The sequence below is a fragment of the Lysinibacillus sp. RC79 genome, from assembly GCF_041262405.1.
In the GTDB taxonomy this organism is placed as follows: domain Bacteria; phylum Bacillota; class Bacilli; order Bacillales_A; family Planococcaceae; genus Lysinibacillus.
The window spans coordinates 63,946-79,737 of record NZ_JBGCCD010000013.1 but is presented as its reverse complement, the minus strand read 5'-3'; the positions used below and the strand labels follow the sequence as shown (position 1 = coordinate 79,737).

The following is a 15,792-nucleotide window of genomic DNA, read 5'->3' as shown; positions in this document are numbered from 1 at the left end:
AGGCGTTTTAAATCTAAGATACTTTTAGAACGAACTTTATTTCTTTTGCGGCGTTAATGGCTTTATTTTTAGCTTCAGCTAATGTCGCACCTTCCGCAATTACATATGCATAACGATGTCCCATCGATAATGGAGGAATCAACAATGTCCCTCTTTTCGGCTTCACATATACATCCACAACTCCTGAAGAATTAGTTGCTCTGTTTCTTCCAAGAACTTTTTCTAAAATACCTTTACTTTCAACAATGACGTATTTTGTATAGACAAACTTTCTGTGCTTTGGATTGATATCGGGGCGTTCACCTAAAAATAATTTAAGTGTTTCTTCCACTAAATTAAATCCAAAAGCGGCGTGAAGCATAGTATTCATTGCTCCCCCTGAGATTCGTGGATTAATCTCTATTAGCTTCCAGCCATTCTTTGTTAAACGAAGCTCTAAATGCAGAGCACCATTTTCGATGTTAAACGCTTTAACAATAGATTGGAGAACTTCCTCAAGTCCGGTTTGAATTTCTTTAGGAGCTTTAACGAGAACACCATAACCAGTAATGATAAAACGTTTACCTTGAGTAATTTCTTGTTCAATAATACCGATGACATGAGCTTGCCGTTTATAGACAAGTGCTTCTACTAAATATTGCGGACCTTCGATATATTCTTCAATCATTATTGTTTCACGAGGATTTTTACTTCGTAGATGGCTCAGGTGTTTCTTCAGTTGGTCTGAGTCGTTAGCTAACAAAACATCTTTAGAGCCTGTTGATTTTGGAGATTTCACAATAAGTGGAAATTCTAAGTTGTTAGAGACGGACTCATTTGGCTTGAGAAGAAAAAATTTAGGAGAATAAGGCTGGTTCTTTAAAAAATTTCTAGTTTTTTCTTTATCCTCCATCATTTCGATAGCTGTTGAAGATGTATAGTTGTCACAAAATTCATCACATAAAATTGAGGCAATATGGACAAAAGGATCGACAAAACTAACAATAGATTTTATTTCTAACCCGGTTTTAGTTAAATTATAAATTTCATCTTTCATGTCTTCTATATTCGAAGTATCAATAAGAATCATTTTATGAATATCTGGGTAGGCTTTTCTCTGCTGTAACTGCTTTTCGTTGTTAGTAAAAAGGACGGTAAAATAACCTAGTTTTTCTGCTGCTTTTGTTGCTTCACGACTTGACCCGGATTTGTTTGTGCCAATAAATATAATCGTTTTCAGGTATATCACTCCTTCTATTGTTCGTTAGATACTTAATCAACTATATATATATGCGAAGAAATAGTTTTCCTCTAGTTATGTATCTTGCATACATCCAAGCAACTTTAAAGAAGTTACATATACTAGAGAGGAAAGGAGGGGAAATTGATATGAAGCCTCTTACGGTGCAGGATTTAAAAGCGATAACTGCAGGCCAATTAGTGCAAGGGTCGGAGGAAGTGTTGATTCAACATGGTGCTTATCGACTGAAGCAAGTGAAAAAACCAAATACCGCCCTTTTTACAAATAAGCGTATTGTCAACTGGAAAGATTATAAGTCACTTTATCCTATAGTGCTTGTAACCGATAGACTATACAGTCAAAATGAATTACCTGAGCAAATAATTATTATTAAAGTAGAAGATTCAGATGAGGCCTATTGGAAGTTTGTAAATTTTTATCGCAATCAATTTAATATCCCTGTAGTAGCCATTACTGGTACTTCTGGTAAATCGACGACGAAGGAAATGATCAAACATATACTTTCTGCAGAAAAAAATGTAGCATCAACGCCACTTAGTAGTAATTCTAGAACTGCTTCTTTACAATATTTACTGAATATTGATGATCATACCGACGCAGCCGTTTTTGAAACTGCTGTTGGTTCACCGGGGGACATCAAACTTGCGGGGGAATATTTCAAGCCGACTATTGGGATTATTACAAATATAGGGGCACATCATTTAAATTATTGTAAAACTTTAGAGGGGTATATCCAAGCAAAGGGTGAAATGCTGGACATTATTAGTCCCACAGGCTCCTTAATCCTTAATGCTGATGATATCAACTCGAGTAAAATAGATTTATCGAAGTTTCAAGGACGCATTATTAAAGTAGGTAAGCATGAATCCTGTGATTTTCAAGCAAGTAATATTCGCTACCACAAAAACGGTATGCTGTTCAACGTTCGTCACAAAAAGAAACTCTATGAATTCTATGTACCAGGTTTTGGCGAGCATCAAGTATATAATGCGCTTACTGCGATTGCAGCTATTTGTGAAATGGGTTTGCCGATTTCTTTAGCAGCTGAACAACTGCCATCATTCCGAAAATTGAATAAGCAGCTTCAGGTGTTTAAGGGTATTAATAATTCCATATTACTAGATGATACATGGAATATTACGACTACTTCTTTGGAGGCAGGATTAAAGGTTTTGAAAGCGCTCGGAGAAGGCAAGAAAACGATTGCCATTATTGGGACGATAACAGATTTAGGGTCTTGGGGATATATAATTCACGAACAAGCGGGAGAATTAATTAGTGAAATTGGGGTCGATGTACTTATTACGATAGGGGAACATGCAAGTATTATGGCGCTTCATGCCATTGAGGCAGGAATGAGTTCACCTGTGTATATTTTTAAAAATAGTACACGCGTCTATAAATTGTTAGAAGATATTGTAGATGAAAATACGGTTCTTTTCATTAAAGGAGATATGTATAGTAAAGAAGTTTCTAAGTTGGCAGATGATTTAAAAATAAAAAAATCATCTACTTCCGAATAGATTTCACCTAAATAAATGTTATTTTTCATCATTTACTAGAATGAGCATTTCTATAGTCAATTGTTAGAAATGCATAAACTATGATACTCATTTATTCAGAAATATACTTTATAGAAAGGGGGCGTAGTTAACTTGCAACATATAAGTGTGAGCGATATAAGAAAATTATTACAAGGAGAATTATTAAGCGGTTCTGAACACTGGTCTGTTAAACATGCAATTTATTATAACCGACATGAACTGACTCAAAATCATACACTTATGTTTGTTAGTAAAAGTGATCAAATTAACTGGCAAGAAATAGATCGAAAGGGACCATCTCTAGTCATTTCTGATAAATCATCAGAGGAATTGAAAAATGCGCTTAAGAATACGGCCGTTATACGCGTCAAGAGTATTTTGCACGCCTATTGGAAATTCATGGGATATTACAGAGATCTATTTCAAATACCAGTCGTTGCTTTGACTGGAACATGTGGTAAAACGACAACAAAAGAGATGATTAAACACATAGCTAGTAAGGAATGGAATGTTCAAGCATCTGTCAGCAGTAAAAATGAACCTCGACAATCCTTACCGTACTTGACTGGCATCGATCAGAAAACAAAAGCAGCTATCTTTGAATTAGGACTGGGGAATATAGGGAATATTAAACACCAATGTATGATCTATCAACCTACGATTGGTATTATTACGAATATTGGTGTCCATCATTTAGATGGATGCAATAATCTTGATGGCTATATCAAAGCAAAGGCTGAAATTGTAGAAGGAATAAGAAAAGATGGCACGTTAATCATTAATGGTGATGATGAAAACATTAAAAAAATCCCCCTAAATAAATTTAAAGGAAAAATTATTACCTTTGGCGTCAACGAAAAGGCAGATTATCAAGCTACGAATATACAATTCACAAAAGGCGGCATGAAATTTGTACTAAAAGTATCAAATGACAAATACAATTTATTTGTTCCAGGATACGGAGAACACCAAGTATATAATGCATTAGCGGCTATAGCTGCAGTGAAGGAAATGGGACTTTCCATTGCTGTCGCAATTTCGCAATTAAAAACGTTCAAAGCGATGGCAAGACACTTAGAATTTTCAACAGGCATCGGTGAATGTACTATAGTAGATGATACTTGGACAAATAACCCGACTTCTGTTGAAGCAGCACTGAAGGTTTTAGATACGATAGGAAAAGGGAAAAAAGTAATTCTTATTTTAGGTGACATTAAGAGATTAGGGAATTTCGAAGAAAAATATCATCGAGAGATTGGCACAATGGTCGCGAAAAGAAATATTGATACGCTTATTACTATTGGCAAAAGAGCAGAAAATATTGCGAATCAAGCGTTGAAGGATAGCACCAAGGCAGATGTTCATATGTTTAATGATGTTACAGGCGTTTTAGATGTACTAAAGCATAAGCTCGATAGTGAAACCATTGTACTTATTAAAGGTCCAATGTCTAGCAAATCTATGATAGAATTTGCGAATCAGTTAAAAAATAAATAATAGAAAAAGAAGCTTCCTTAAGGAAAGCTTCTTTTTTCAAAATATTAATTCTGTTGAGTATCTCAAATTTGAAGAATTTGAAATGATTCTAGTAAACTAACTTAAAAAACACGTTTTGCTGTAATATAATGCTCTTTATAATAGTCAACCATTAGTACTCTTGTAGTAATACCATTAGAGCTTGGAATGATAATACGTTGATCTCCTGCATAGATAGCTACCAGTGAAGGAGTTTTAGAGCCTTTAACACTATTGAAGAACACCAAATCACCCTTTTTTAAATTGGTACGTGAAACCGTTGTACCAACATTCATTTGTTCCTTTAAATTGGTTGTACCAAGTTTAATGCCACTCTTACGATAGATGAAGTCTACATATCCTGGCGCTGTAAAGCGAAGACTTGCTTCATTATTTGTAGAGCTCATAGTTACTTTATTTTTATAATTAAAGGCGTTTTCAACAATTTTATCGCCTTTCGTTGCAGGATTAGCTGAAAGTAATGTAGGTAATACTCTACGGGCCCCTACATAATTATCTGTATAATATGGTTTGCTATTTAAATCAGAAATAACAATATTTTGCTTTGAATCAGCCATGTGAATCATTTTATTGTTTCCAATATACATGCCTACATGATCAGGATCTGTCCCAGTTTTTTTACTCTTAAAGAATAGTAAATCACCTTTTTGTAATTGATTTCTGTTAACAGATGTTCCTTGTTGTATCATATAATCTTCATTATAAGTCCCAATATCCACACCATTTTTCTCGAAAATGTACATAATAAATGTAGCACAAGAAAACTTATAAGGATATGTAGCCTTGTATTCTGAATTACTATATGTCGCTTTACCAATTAAGCTTTTTCCAGTTTGAATTAGTTGATCCGCTTTCGTATTAACTGCTTGTGCGTTATTCAGGGCATTTGTTGTTGCAGCCTCTACTTCTAAAGGTTGAACAGTTGGTTGTACCATCCCTACTGTGCTAAAACCTATCGTCAATGCTAATGTTGTTGTTAAAAATCGTTTATTCATGTTGTAATTTCCTCCTGAAGGCTATTTGTTAGGATTAATCCTGATTTGGCTTGCCATTGGAATTAATCGTAGCATGAAAAAGTAGGGCTTCTTTGAGGTAAATGTTACCACGGTGGATGGGAATTCGCTGTAAACACCTGATATAAAAGGCTTCATCGCCTTAATTTACAGTTTTATTACAAATGTTTCAGTTGGGTGAAGTGTTTGTAGAAACGAAAGGTTATAGGTAGGCAGTACAAGACTTTCTAAGCTTTGGAAGGCGGATGTCGATAAAATTCAGAAGTTGGGTGATAAAACGCGAAAGTTAATCGATAAAACTAAAAAGTTGGGCGATAAAACGTAAAAGTGTTCCGATAAAATTAAAAAGTTGGATGACATTTTGTTAAAACATCTGTCATGTGGATGAGTTGATTTGCTGAAGATTCATACTTTATTTCACAAAATTACAGCATGCCAGTTGAATAGAAATTAACTTCTATTCAACTGTTTTCTAGATATGTAGAGGCCTTTTAAATTTCCTGAATCATCTCGACTCTATTACCGAATGGATCTCTAAATTCAAAGCGTTCAAAATGAGGAATAGGAACTAAGTCGAAAATTTCTATATGATGTTCGGCTAATACCTTCTTCCAATGTTCTATATTTTCAACTTGATAGGCAATATGAGCCTTTGTCGTTAATCTATCAAAGCCATCCTCTGTCCCTACATGTACCTCTCTATTGCCGACCTGTAACCAAAATCCACCTCGTCCTTTCAGTGAATCAGGCTTTTCAATTTCTTTTAGTCCTAATACTTGACAGTAAAAATGTTTCCCTTTTTCTTCTTCACCTTTTGGAATTGTTATTTGAACGTGATGTAAGCCTATAACCATTTTTTCTCCTCCTTTAATTCTACTCAATACTTACTTCTAGGATAATAATGCCAAATCCTTTAATTTGACGAATGAAAAGTATTTTTTCTCACGAATGAGGCCTTTGTAAAACCAGTAATGAGTATTATGGAGTAAGCCCATAATAGCCATGAGGCGAAATATCGATCTAAATCAGGCGATAAATTCGGAAAAACATTGTCGAAAACTAATAATACGATTGCATCGATGAGCATTCCAGGTAACGCGATACAGATTGCAGCTAGTAATCGCTCTGTGTGCTTTAACTTTTTCATAGAATAAATAGGTATTGTCACTACCCAAATAAGCGGAATAGCCAAAATGTATACAGCAATCATGAGGAAAGGTTCTTCAAGGGTAAAAAAGTAATGCCCCATTAATCGGAATACAGCACTTGCTACAAGCCAAATCCAAAAGCCCCAGCATAAAAAGAATCGCATAGTGTTCCTCCTCAAATTATTTTCCTAGACGATGCAGTGTCTGAAGGATTTTTTCAAATTGCTGATAGAATACATCTACATCGAAATCGTCGCGCATCATCGCTTGTAAGGCTAAGCCATCAATAAGGGCGTTGAAAAAAATGCTCCAAGTTTCCATCGACACGCCATCAATTGGTGATGTATCCCATAATTTATCCAAAACGTTACATAAATGTTCATTTTCAGCCGCTAAAATTTGTCCAATTTGCTGTTTAATAGTTGGGCTAGTAAAGCCAAAGACGATTAAAGTGAAAAATAATTTATGATAAAAGGCGTCGTTTTCATATCGGCGTTTTGCGGAGAGAAGTGCAGATTGAATCATTAGTTGATCAGTCGTCAAAATCTCATTCCAAGAATTTTCACAGATGTCTTGGACAATTTCGAGAATGATTTGCTCTTTTGATTTGAAATGGTAATAAATAGTTCCTTGTGTTACACCAGCTTGCTCAGCAACAGCCTTTAATGTAAATTTTTCAATCCCTTTGTCTACTAAACTTTGCTTAGCAGCAGTTAATAAATCTGACTTTTCGATACCTGTAGGTTTTGCCATTCATTTACCCTCCTTATTATTAGTTAGTTGGATAACTAACTATAAAATAACATAATATTCCAATGTTTGCAAATTTGTTTTAGCAACAGATGATACTTGAGCCTATTGACGTATAAATAATAGAAGCACTCAATAATATCAGATACTATGGTATAATAATAAAAACGGAATAATAAGATAGAGGTACAAATCGGAATTTCGATTTGTTTAAAAGGGAAGATCGGTGCAAATCCGACGCTGTCCCGCAACTGTAAATGGGAGCACGTTTCAAAAGACCACTGTTACGCATTGTAATGGGAAGGTGAAAGGTGTGATGAACATAAGCCAGGAGACCTGCCTGTATCTAGTACAACCAAAAAACCTACGAGGATAGGGGGTGTTGAGTGTGACTAGAGAAATTCTCCTGCATGCTCATAGTACGATGATTGCTAAAAAGGTAGCTTCTATTTCTAATAGACAGCTTTATTCGCCATGGCAATCACCGTATTATGTCGTGTATTTGTCATAGTAGACATCTTTCTGAATAAGGAAAGATGTTTTTTTATGCTAAAATTGAAGGAGTGTTACACATGAATCCACAAGTAATCGAGTATTATGAAAGCCTGTTAAAATTTGAAATCATGGAGAAGCAGTATACAAGTACTTCTCAAACATTAAGAGAACTAGTTGAACAGTATGTAGGGCAGGATGCTGTTCATAAAAATGATATTTTAACAGCTTATACGAATGTAATGAAAGAACTAATTGGATAAAGGGAAGACTAAAATTTAGAGGCAACTTAATGTTCACCATTTTACGGGGCATTAAGTTGCCTTTTTAATGGAAATAAACACTTTTGTTTTCTAAAACCTAATTATATCAATAGGAATACATATATTTGTCATAAAAAAACCTCTAGGACTTCATACTTATTTCACTTTTTAACTATATAATAATTTTGCGCTTATCTTCATTCAGTAAACACCTACTGAATGAAGATAATGCCTCCGGCGGATGTCACGTATTTTGAAAGGAATGAATTGTGCAGGCACAATTCAAAATCCGGACGCAATTACGCCAAGGCGAAATTGATTATTATATAGATTGGAGAATTATACATGAAGAACACGTTTTATCAGAGCTTTTGGCGAACGCATTTTTATGCCGCATTATTTATTACTCCACTTCTTATTTCGCTAACATTAAGTGGTATAGGTTTTTTATTTTATACCAATGTTGAAAATCAGTTATATGATAAATACTTTTTTGGTGAAAGTGGAAAAACCGAGGTACAATCTATTGATGATGCTGTTAAACTTGCAGAAGAATCATATGCTGGCTTTAAAACCAATAAAATTATAGAGTTAGATGAGCCATACAATACTCGTTTAACGATGAAGAATGCAGATGGCAAAGAGAAATATGTGTTTTTAGATGATCATAACCAAATTATTGGTGGTCAAGATGCTGGTTACACATTTGCAAATATTATGAGAAATGCCCATAGTTCCTTATTTATTGGGGGAACGGTTGTCAATTATTTAGTAGAATTAGCGGCTTGTTGGGCTATTTTTTTACTGCTTTCAGGCATTTACATGACGTTTAAAGCAAAACTACTAAAGAAAACAAAGCAAACAAACAAACGTCAAAAGAGTAGAAAATTTCACGCACTACTTGGAACAATTATAACGATTCCAATGCTTGTTATTATTTTCACAGGCTTGCCATGGTCTGCGCTGATGGGGAAATATATTTACCAAGCTTCACAAGATCATCCATCTTTCGGTACGCCATTATTACAGCAGCAGCCACCTACATCTGATGTCAGTGAGATTCCTTGGGCTACGCGTCAAGAAACCCCTCCATCATCAGATTCAGGACATGCAGCACATCATGGTATGGGAGCTAATATGGGCTATGTTGCTAACCCTAACCAATTGAGTGTGGAAAAGCTGCAAAATGAAATTGATGCAATGAATATATCAAAACCATACGCTATTATTTATCCTACTAGTGAAGATGGTGTCTATACGATTGCAAAATCAAGTAACACAGGTGTCACAGGTCTTGATGTTAGTCCGTATGATGAAACGACAATGTATTTTGATCAATATAGCGGAAAATTTATAGACAAGGTTGGATATGAGGACTATGGCATTCTTGCCAAATGGTTCACTTGGGGAATTCCTTTGCATGAAGGTCATTTGTTTGGCTGGCCAAATAAATTAATAAATTTACTAGTATGTCTAGCATTTTTAGTAGTTATTGTTTGGGGAGTTAGAACATGGCTACTACGAAAGAAACAAGGTATGCTATCTGCACCACCTAAAATTTCTCAAAAGGTATCCATTCCTTTTATCATTTTCATGATAATTTTAGGTATACTGATGCCACTATTTGGACTTTCATTAATTGCTGTCGTACTCGTTGAAATAATCATAAATTTATTGTCTAAAAATAAATTAGCAAAAAAAGAAGTTAATTAAATTTTAAGCGATACTGTATCCTTTATAAATAAGGAATGCAGTATCGCTTTTCTATTTCTAAAGCCACCCTTTATCACTGGCGACTTGTGCAGCTTGTTGTCTAGATTCGACATGTAGTTTTTGAATAGAGGTTGATAAATAGTTTCGAATAGTGCCTTTCGTTAAAAATAACTTTTTACTAATCTCATTTGTTGTGAGTCCTTCTTTTACAAGCTGCAGAACAGCAATTTCACGTTCATTTAGTGGATTTTCTTCTTTCATAAACAACGTAGCGGCTAAATCTCTGCTGACGACTTTTTCACCATTCATCACTTTTCTAATTGTTTCAATTAAATAGTCGATTGGTTCATCTTTTAATAAATAACCATGTACCTCACAATCCATCGCCTTCTGTAAATAACCAGGGCGTGCGAAGGTAGTGACAATCATCACCTTGCACGGTAAATTTGCCTGTCTAATTTTTTCAGCAAGCTCAAGTCCAGAAAGATTCGGCATTTCGATGTCCAATACACAAACATCGGGTAGCTCTTGTTGAATAAATTCCCACGCTTTTTGACCATCTGAAACTTCTGCAATTACTTTTATATCAGGCTCAAATGACAACAAGGAAGTCAAGGCGCCACGTAACATTTGTTGATCCTCGGCTAGTAATACTCGTATCATGAAGTTAGATCCTTTCTGTAGTGTTGGATAGGCATTGTTAACGTCACAATCGTTCCGCCTGTCGATAAATTGTTAATGGAAGAACTTCCTTGAAGGGCATTCATTCTTTCATTTATCGATGATAGTCCATTCCCGTGCCCTTGGTTATGTAGGCCGACACCATCATCAATAATGTTTAATGTTAAAACTCCATCTATATTGTTGATATCTATTTGGCATTTTTTTGCTTGGCTATGTTTAATAATATTTGTAGTTGCTTCACGAAGACATAAGGATAGCATCGTTTCTTCCACACTAGCTAGTAGAAGCTTTGGACAGTTATTTTTTATTTTTGTTGAGATATCCGCTGTTTGTAAATGCTGCTTACAATGTATTAGCTCACTTTCTAACGAAATAAAATTCATATCGGAGACTAATTCTCTTACTTGCTTTAGTGCTGTTCGTGTTGTTGCTAAAATATCATTTAGTTCATCTTTAACACGCGTTGTATCTTTGTCGACTAATTTTGTTGTTAGTTCGGTTTTTATTTTAATCATTGTCAATGTATGACCAATCGTATCGTGGAGGTCTCTAGCAATACGTTGTCTTTCTTCTTGCTGAACAAGCTGGGTATTTACCTCTGTTAATTCCAATTGTAATTTTTTATATTTTTCTACGTAGTAAATTAGCATTGGAAACAGTAGCTGAATGATCATAATAGGTATTATTATTTGGGATTGTAATTTGAAAGATGCTCCTGATTCAAACCAAATAACTATAAGAAACATAAGGGCAATGGCAAACATTCCTAAAGCAATATGCCACTTCGTTTTAGCTCTCCCAATTAAATCAGCAAATATAAATCCAAAAAATAACATAGCGGAACCTTCGTAAATACTCAGTATGATAATAAGAGTAAAGCCTATTAAGGAAGCCAAAAGTAAACGCCAATCTTGATTCCATAAAGCAATATAGAAAACTACTAAAAATAAGATAAGGATTATTATTTTAGCCAATAATGGTAATTGAGAATGCGATCCTAATACCTTGGTGAATAAAAAAATTAACGAAACTACATCAATAATTAGATAATGTATTGCCTGATCTCTTGGATAAATCTTTATAGTTCACACCAACCCTTGTCGATTATTTCTGCGTGACACTTTGAATGGCATGTTTCCGAATCCATTCCATTGGTCCAACATGAAAATGCTTAATACAAATATGTGCAATGAAAAGTTGGAGAAGAGAGAGGGATAACCAAATGCCGATCACTTCAATACTATTCAACTTCCCACCTAAACCTAAGCCCCAGCCATAGAAAATAATAGATGCGATAAAGTTTTGAAGCACATAGCAACTTAAAGACATTTTCCCAATCTCGCCAAATCTCTTCCATAACCAATCAAGCTTCTTATATTCTATCATTTTCCCTAATATACCAATATAACCAATGGATAAGATTGGTGCAAATAAATAACGAACAGGTAAATCAAATGCTCCACCAGGAATAAAGATTAGAAGGTTTAAAGGTACGCCAATAAAAATACCGATTTTGAATAGCTTTTGACGTGCCTGACGTCCTTTGTCATCTTGTAAAAATACACCATTCCTCATCAGTTTAACACCAAGTAAAAATAAAAAGATATTCATTGGGATAATAAAAATAGCTTCCGTTCTATAATAAAGAAAATTTGTTAAACGATACTGTATTTGCTCAAACCAAGTACCATTCTCATAAAGACTAACAACAGGATCGTAGCCAGCAAATGAAGCGTTGGCACCCAGCAATGCACTGATTAAAATTAGCAAAATCATTACTGCGTGGAAACTACCAAAAACGTATAAAGCACGTTTAATCGCTTTATCACCAAATTTAACAATAAAGGCAACAATTACAGCAGTAACAGCATAGCTCATTAAAATATCGTATTCCATGACTAAGGTGAAGTGGATAAGCCCCTCCATAAATAAAAAGACTATTGTCCAAATATACATTCCTGGCCAAGCATGTCCTTTTCGCAAGGCTTGCTGATATTTTAATTCCAGACCGACACCAAACATGATTGTTAATAAACCAAGGAGTTTACCGTTTACTAAGAATAGGACTACCATTCGTAAAAAATCGTTCAATGACCACCAACCTGAATAATTACTCGTCGTGATATACGAAATATCTCCAAGATAAGCAAAGATCCAAATATTTGTGCCAAGTGTCCCTAATACAGCAAAGCCTCGTAACATATCGATTAAGGGTAATCTTTGTTGAACCTTCATCATAAAATCACTCTTTCTTTGTTTTCTTACCATAATGATAAGAAAACGAAAGGAAAAAACATATTCACACCAGTCAAAGGTTCTTTATGACAGGTGTCATTTAATGGTGTATCAAGAACCCAGGAAACAAAAAATAGCTATGCTTTGGCTGTTGGTTTTGTTTTCGGAATATCAATGATATACGGCAACCATTTTCATAATCCGCAAGTTAGCGTAGAAAAGCAGAAAATTTTCCTTGCGAGGCACGAGAATTTTAGTCAAATTTTAAATATTTTTAATTTAAATATTGCAAAAACTAATTCGATTAGTTAAAATTGAAATAAGATTAGTTTATAGAGGGGATTTGATTTAGAATGAAAATCACGAATATTGGTACAGTGTTTCAATTATCATTTATGCCGAGAATTTTTCCTGTTAATTGTTATTTTGTAGAAGAAGAAAGCGAGCTTACACTTATTGATGCAGCACTACCATATAGTGCAAAAAGTATCATGAATGCGGCTGAAAATATAGGAAAACCGATTACAAGAATCATCATCACCCACGCACATGGTGATCATATAGGAGCGCTAGACACGTTAAAAGAATTATTACCAAATAGTCAGGTGTGTATTTCTTCCAGAGACGCTCTATTATTGGAAGGGAATAGTACCTTGCTACCAAATGAAATAAACACACCAATTCGGGGAAGTCTTCCAAAAAATATTAAAACTAAACCGGACTTATTACTTGAAGAAGGTGATCGTGTTGGTTCATTAGAAGTGATTGCAACTCCAGGTCATACACCTGGCTCCATTACTCTTTTTGACACGCGCAATAGAAGTTTAATCGCTGGTGATGCCCTTATAACTAGAGGAAAGCTAGTAGTATCGGGGATGATGAATCCGTTGTTTCCATTTCCTGCTCTTGCAACATGGGATAAAAGCACAGCTCTAAAAAGCGCAAAAAAATTAAGGGATTTAAATCCAAGCTTACTTGCTGTGGGGCATGGAAAGATATTGAAGAATCCACAGGAGTTTTTGGACATTGCAATAGCAGAAGCAGAAAAAAATTTTAGACAATCAAAATAGGAAGTGAGAAAAATGTCCCGTCGAATGAAAATAGATTTATCGATTATTTTACAAAAGGCAACGGAGCTAGTTGATGAACAAGGATTGGACCAACTTTCAATTGGAGTATTAGCCGAAAAATTGGAAATACGGCCACCTTCCTTGTATAACCATCTTGATGGTTTAAATGAATTGAAGCAGAAGTTAGCCATTCAGGGAGTAAAAAAACTAAATGAATATATGCTTCAAGCTGCAGTGGGTCGTTCAGGTGATGATGCCATTCGTGCAATTAGTAAAGCATATATTCAATTTGTTAGAGAGCATCCTGGGTTGTATGATGCTAGCACTCGCTTTCCGGATGCTAATGATCAAGAACTAAAGCAAGCCCAAGAATCTATCGTGCAACTTGTACTTCAAGTGCTAGATGGCTATAAATTGCAAGAAGAAATTGCGATTCATATAGTCCGGGGATTACGAAGCATTCTACATGGATTCACTTCGATTGAACAGATGGGGGGATTCGGAATGCCCCTTGATATCAATAAAAGCTTTGCAATCTTAATCAATACCTTTATTGAGGGCATTCATGCTGTTACGATTAATGAAGATAAATACATGCAAATGCATGACTAAGAAAGTTCTTTAAAATCTTGCACCATTTTAAATGGGAATTAGACGTTTTGGTATCTTCATCGTCTAATTCCCTGAGTGTACAAAATGTTCTAATAGATGACTAGAAAAGCGCGGAATTGCAAAATAAGAAAAAGGGGAAGAGAGACACAAAAGAATTAAGTTGGAGTAGGAGATTTGTCCTTAAACGAGTCTGCTACTCTTTTTCATTTTACATAGCAGTTTAGAAGTATACTCAAACTACTTATTACATGAATAAATCCTATAGTCTAAAACCCCTTCATACTTTAAGTTCATTTCAAAATGTTTATTCATTACCTCATAAAGTTCAGGTGCAATATCCTTCGAGTGATGAAGTTCAGGAATTGAGAAGATTGATTTGTTTTTTTGTATACGAGTATTTTTAAAACCAGCCTGGTTAAACAAAGCTACCCAATCCTTTTTCATTGAACATGAATCAAATCCATAAAACTGTTTGATTTCTTTTTCAATGTTTTCTTCAAGTGGTTGGTGAATAGTAAATTCAATGGCAATAAACCGACCGCCTTTCTTTAATAAACGAAAAATTTCTTTTAGGGCATTAGGTTTATTAACAAAAGAAAGCACAGATTCAGAAATAATAAAATCAAATGTATGATCAGGTAACGGTACTTGTTCGATAGAGCATTCAATTATTTTTACGGGTAAGCGATTTTTTTTCATTCTTCTTTTAGCCTTTGCAACCATTTCAGAATTGATATCAATACCTGTTACTTTTGCTTCATATTCCTTAGCTAAATAGGCAGCGGTTTGGCCTGTACCACACCCTACATCCAAAATACGGGAATTTCTGTTAATGTTTTCAGTTTTAAATATTTCCTTTGTTAGATTAATACCGCCAGGATGCGCACCGCCCACACCAAATTTGGACAGAAAATCTAGATATTTTGAATTTTGAATCGGAATCCCTTCTTTATTCGTATTTTTGTATAATATGAAATTAAAAATAGTATGGTTCCTGAGTTGTCATGACGAACCTTTACAGAAAGAAGGGGGAGAATAATAAATAATTGGTCTTCAACATTTTTACAATACATATCTATATATTTTTTTAGCAACTTCTCCGATAGTCTAAACAATAAAAAAATACAGACGTATACTAGTAAAAAGATATTTGATAGGGGGTGAATTGATGCCATTTTATCCACCTAATTCTAGAATGAGACCATTTCCACCAAGACATAGACAAGGTTTTGGCCCTCCTATTCAAGGTAGAAGGGAGCAACCTTTCTTTTACCCAAATCAACAACCCCAAACTTCTAGATTTGGAAGATTACCACAGCATTTAAATACAATTATGGGCCATGCGGGAACAATAACAAATGGAGTTGGTATGTTAAGGCAAATGGGAGCATTTTTAAGTTTCTTTAAGTAGTTTATTTCGATGGAACGTAGGCGTTGTTAGTGTTTGAGCTGAATTTATACCCCTCTTAAGTGTAAATTCTTAAGAGGGGTT

The 15,792-nt window shown here is 34.8% G+C and carries 17 protein-coding genes and 1 riboswitch; of the genes, 8 read left to right on the top strand and 9 right to left on the bottom strand.

What is annotated here, in order from left to right; translation table 11 throughout:
* Positions 1-13: 13 nt before the first annotated feature.
* Positions 14-1,219 (bottom strand): ATP-grasp domain-containing protein, encoded by a 1,206-nt coding sequence (locus ABH968_RS14135; protein ID WP_370044977.1) that lies wholly within the window; start codon positions 1,217-1,219, stop codon positions 14-16.
* Positions 1,220-1,368: 149 nt separating this feature from the next.
* Between ABH968_RS14135 and ABH968_RS14130 the strand changes: the two genes are divergently transcribed.
* Together ABH968_RS14130 and ABH968_RS14125 are read left to right on the top strand one after the other, a co-directional pair.
* Complete coding sequence (locus ABH968_RS14130) at positions 1,369-2,763, top strand: UDP-N-acetylmuramoyl-tripeptide--D-alanyl-D-alanine ligase (RefSeq protein WP_370044864.1); 1,395 nt, start codon at positions 1,369-1,371, stop codon at positions 2,761-2,763.
* A gap of 132 nt (positions 2,764-2,895) precedes the next feature.
* A complete protein-coding gene (locus tag ABH968_RS14125; protein ID WP_370044862.1) occupies positions 2,896-4,281 on the top strand; it encodes a UDP-N-acetylmuramoyl-tripeptide--D-alanyl-D-alanine ligase in 1,386 nt (461 codons plus the stop codon).
* A gap of 101 nt (positions 4,282-4,382) precedes the next feature.
* Here the strand turns inward: ABH968_RS14125 and ABH968_RS14120 are convergent, their stop codons facing one another.
* The 4 genes from ABH968_RS14120 to ABH968_RS14105 all read right to left on the bottom strand — a co-directional run bounded on the left by ABH968_RS14120 (position 4,383) and on the right by ABH968_RS14105 (position 7,234).
* Entirely contained in the window at positions 4,383-5,315 is a 933-nt protein-coding gene (locus ABH968_RS14120) for a C40 family peptidase (protein WP_370044861.1), read from the bottom strand.
* Positions 5,316-5,824: 509 nt separating this feature from the next.
* Positions 5,825-6,187, bottom strand: a complete 363-nt coding sequence (locus ABH968_RS14115) for a VOC family protein (protein WP_370044859.1) — start codon at positions 6,185-6,187, stop codon at positions 5,825-5,827.
* Positions 6,188-6,246: 59 nt separating this feature from the next.
* Entirely contained in the window at positions 6,247-6,645 is a 399-nt protein-coding gene (locus tag ABH968_RS14110) for a DUF5367 domain-containing protein (protein WP_370044857.1), read from the bottom strand.
* A 16-nt stretch (positions 6,646-6,661) separates the two neighbouring features.
* Positions 6,662-7,234, bottom strand: coding sequence for a TetR/AcrR family transcriptional regulator (locus ABH968_RS14105; RefSeq protein WP_370044856.1), 573 nt, complete (start codon positions 7,232-7,234; stop codon positions 6,662-6,664).
* 164 nt (positions 7,235-7,398) lie between these two features.
* Positions 7,399-7,589: riboswitch (cobalamin riboswitch) on the top strand.
* Positions 7,590-7,619: 30 nt separating this feature from the next.
* Here ABH968_RS14105 and ABH968_RS14100 point away from each other — a divergent pair.
* The 3 genes from ABH968_RS14100 (at position 7,620) to ABH968_RS14090 (ending at position 9,699) form a co-directional block, all read left to right on the top strand.
* The gene (locus ABH968_RS14100; RefSeq protein ID WP_370044855.1) at positions 7,620-7,742 is read left to right on the top strand and encodes a hypothetical protein; all 123 of its coding nucleotides are present in this window, start codon (positions 7,620-7,622) and stop codon (positions 7,740-7,742) included.
* A 61-nt stretch (positions 7,743-7,803) separates the two neighbouring features.
* Positions 7,804-7,986, top strand: coding sequence for a hypothetical protein (locus ABH968_RS14095; protein WP_370044853.1), 183 nt, complete (start codon positions 7,804-7,806; stop codon positions 7,984-7,986).
* A 345-nt stretch (positions 7,987-8,331) separates the two neighbouring features.
* Positions 8,332-9,699: a PepSY-associated TM helix domain-containing protein gene (locus ABH968_RS14090; protein WP_370044851.1), complete on the top strand. Its 1,368-nt coding sequence runs from the start codon at positions 8,332-8,334 to the stop codon at positions 9,697-9,699.
* 57 nt (positions 9,700-9,756) lie between these two features.
* Here ABH968_RS14090 and ABH968_RS14085 read toward each other — a convergent pair whose 3' ends face one another.
* The 3 genes from ABH968_RS14085 to ABH968_RS14075 all read right to left on the bottom strand — a co-directional run bounded on the left by ABH968_RS14085 (position 9,757) and on the right by ABH968_RS14075 (position 12,618).
* A complete protein-coding gene (locus ABH968_RS14085; protein WP_370044849.1) occupies positions 9,757-10,362 on the bottom strand; it encodes a response regulator transcription factor in 606 nt (201 codons plus the stop codon).
* Positions 10,359-11,219, bottom strand: a complete 861-nt coding sequence (locus ABH968_RS14080) for a sensor histidine kinase (RefSeq protein WP_370044848.1) — start codon at positions 11,217-11,219, stop codon at positions 10,359-10,361. The genes ABH968_RS14085 and ABH968_RS14080 overlap by 4 nt, the downstream gene beginning before the upstream one ends.
* A gap of 268 nt (positions 11,220-11,487) precedes the next feature.
* The gene (locus tag ABH968_RS14075; RefSeq protein WP_370044975.1) at positions 11,488-12,618 is read right to left on the bottom strand and encodes a DUF418 domain-containing protein; all 1,131 of its coding nucleotides are present in this window, start codon (positions 12,616-12,618) and stop codon (positions 11,488-11,490) included.
* Positions 12,619-12,971: 353 nt separating this feature from the next.
* Between ABH968_RS14075 and ABH968_RS14070 the strand changes: the two genes are divergently transcribed.
* Both ABH968_RS14070 and ABH968_RS14065 read left to right on the top strand, forming a co-directional pair.
* The gene (locus ABH968_RS14070; protein ID WP_370044846.1) at positions 12,972-13,688 is read left to right on the top strand and encodes an MBL fold metallo-hydrolase; all 717 of its coding nucleotides are present in this window, start codon (positions 12,972-12,974) and stop codon (positions 13,686-13,688) included.
* Positions 13,689-13,700: 12 nt separating this feature from the next.
* Positions 13,701-14,300: a TetR/AcrR family transcriptional regulator gene (locus ABH968_RS14065; protein WP_370044844.1), complete on the top strand. Its 600-nt coding sequence runs from the start codon at positions 13,701-13,703 to the stop codon at positions 14,298-14,300.
* A 237-nt stretch (positions 14,301-14,537) separates the two neighbouring features.
* Here the strand turns inward: ABH968_RS14065 and ABH968_RS14060 are convergent, their stop codons facing one another.
* On the bottom strand, positions 14,538-15,194 hold the full coding sequence (locus tag ABH968_RS14060) for a class I SAM-dependent methyltransferase (RefSeq protein ID WP_370044842.1): 657 nt from the start codon (positions 15,192-15,194) through the stop codon (positions 14,538-14,540).
* A gap of 274 nt (positions 15,195-15,468) precedes the next feature.
* Between ABH968_RS14060 and ABH968_RS14055 the strand changes: the two genes are divergently transcribed.
* Positions 15,469-15,711, top strand: coding sequence for a hypothetical protein (locus ABH968_RS14055; protein WP_370044840.1), 243 nt, complete (start codon positions 15,469-15,471; stop codon positions 15,709-15,711).
* Positions 15,712-15,792 lie beyond the last annotated feature (81 nt).

What these genes read in the sequence shown, in the direction of transcription:
- ABH968_RS14070 (WP_370044846.1), top strand. Translation starts at nt 12,972, where the DNA reads ATGAAAATCACGAATATTGGTACAGTGTTTCAATTATCATTTATGCCG.
- ABH968_RS14105 (WP_370044856.1), bottom strand. Translation starts at nt 7,234, where the DNA reads ATGGCAAAACCTACAGGTATCGAAAAGTCAGATTTATTAACTGCTGCT.
- ABH968_RS14090 (WP_370044851.1), top strand. Translation starts at nt 8,332, where the DNA reads ATGAAGAACACGTTTTATCAGAGCTTTTGGCGAACGCATTTTTATGCC.
- ABH968_RS14055 (WP_370044840.1), top strand. Translation starts at nt 15,469, where the DNA reads ATGCCATTTTATCCACCTAATTCTAGAATGAGACCATTTCCACCAAGA.
- ABH968_RS14065 (WP_370044844.1), top strand. Translation starts at nt 13,701, where the DNA reads ATGTCCCGTCGAATGAAAATAGATTTATCGATTATTTTACAAAAGGCA.
- ABH968_RS14130 (WP_370044864.1), top strand. Translation starts at nt 1,369, where the DNA reads ATGAAGCCTCTTACGGTGCAGGATTTAAAAGCGATAACTGCAGGCCAA.
- ABH968_RS14115 (WP_370044859.1), bottom strand. Translation starts at nt 6,187, where the DNA reads ATGGTTATAGGCTTACATCACGTTCAAATAACAATTCCAAAAGGTGAA.
- ABH968_RS14085 (WP_370044849.1), bottom strand. Translation starts at nt 10,362, where the DNA reads ATGATACGAGTATTACTAGCCGAGGATCAACAAATGTTACGTGGCGCC.
- ABH968_RS14080 (WP_370044848.1), bottom strand. Translation starts at nt 11,219, where the DNA reads ATGTTATTTTTTGGATTTATATTTGCTGATTTAATTGGGAGAGCTAAA.
- ABH968_RS14120 (WP_370044861.1), bottom strand. Translation starts at nt 5,315, where the DNA reads ATGAATAAACGATTTTTAACAACAACATTAGCATTGACGATAGGTTTT.
- ABH968_RS14110 (WP_370044857.1), bottom strand. Translation starts at nt 6,645, where the DNA reads ATGCGATTCTTTTTATGCTGGGGCTTTTGGATTTGGCTTGTAGCAAGT.
- ABH968_RS14075 (WP_370044975.1), bottom strand. Translation starts at nt 12,618, where the DNA reads ATGAAGGTTCAACAAAGATTACCCTTAATCGATATGTTACGAGGCTTT.
- ABH968_RS14095 (WP_370044853.1), top strand. Translation starts at nt 7,804, where the DNA reads ATGAATCCACAAGTAATCGAGTATTATGAAAGCCTGTTAAAATTTGAA.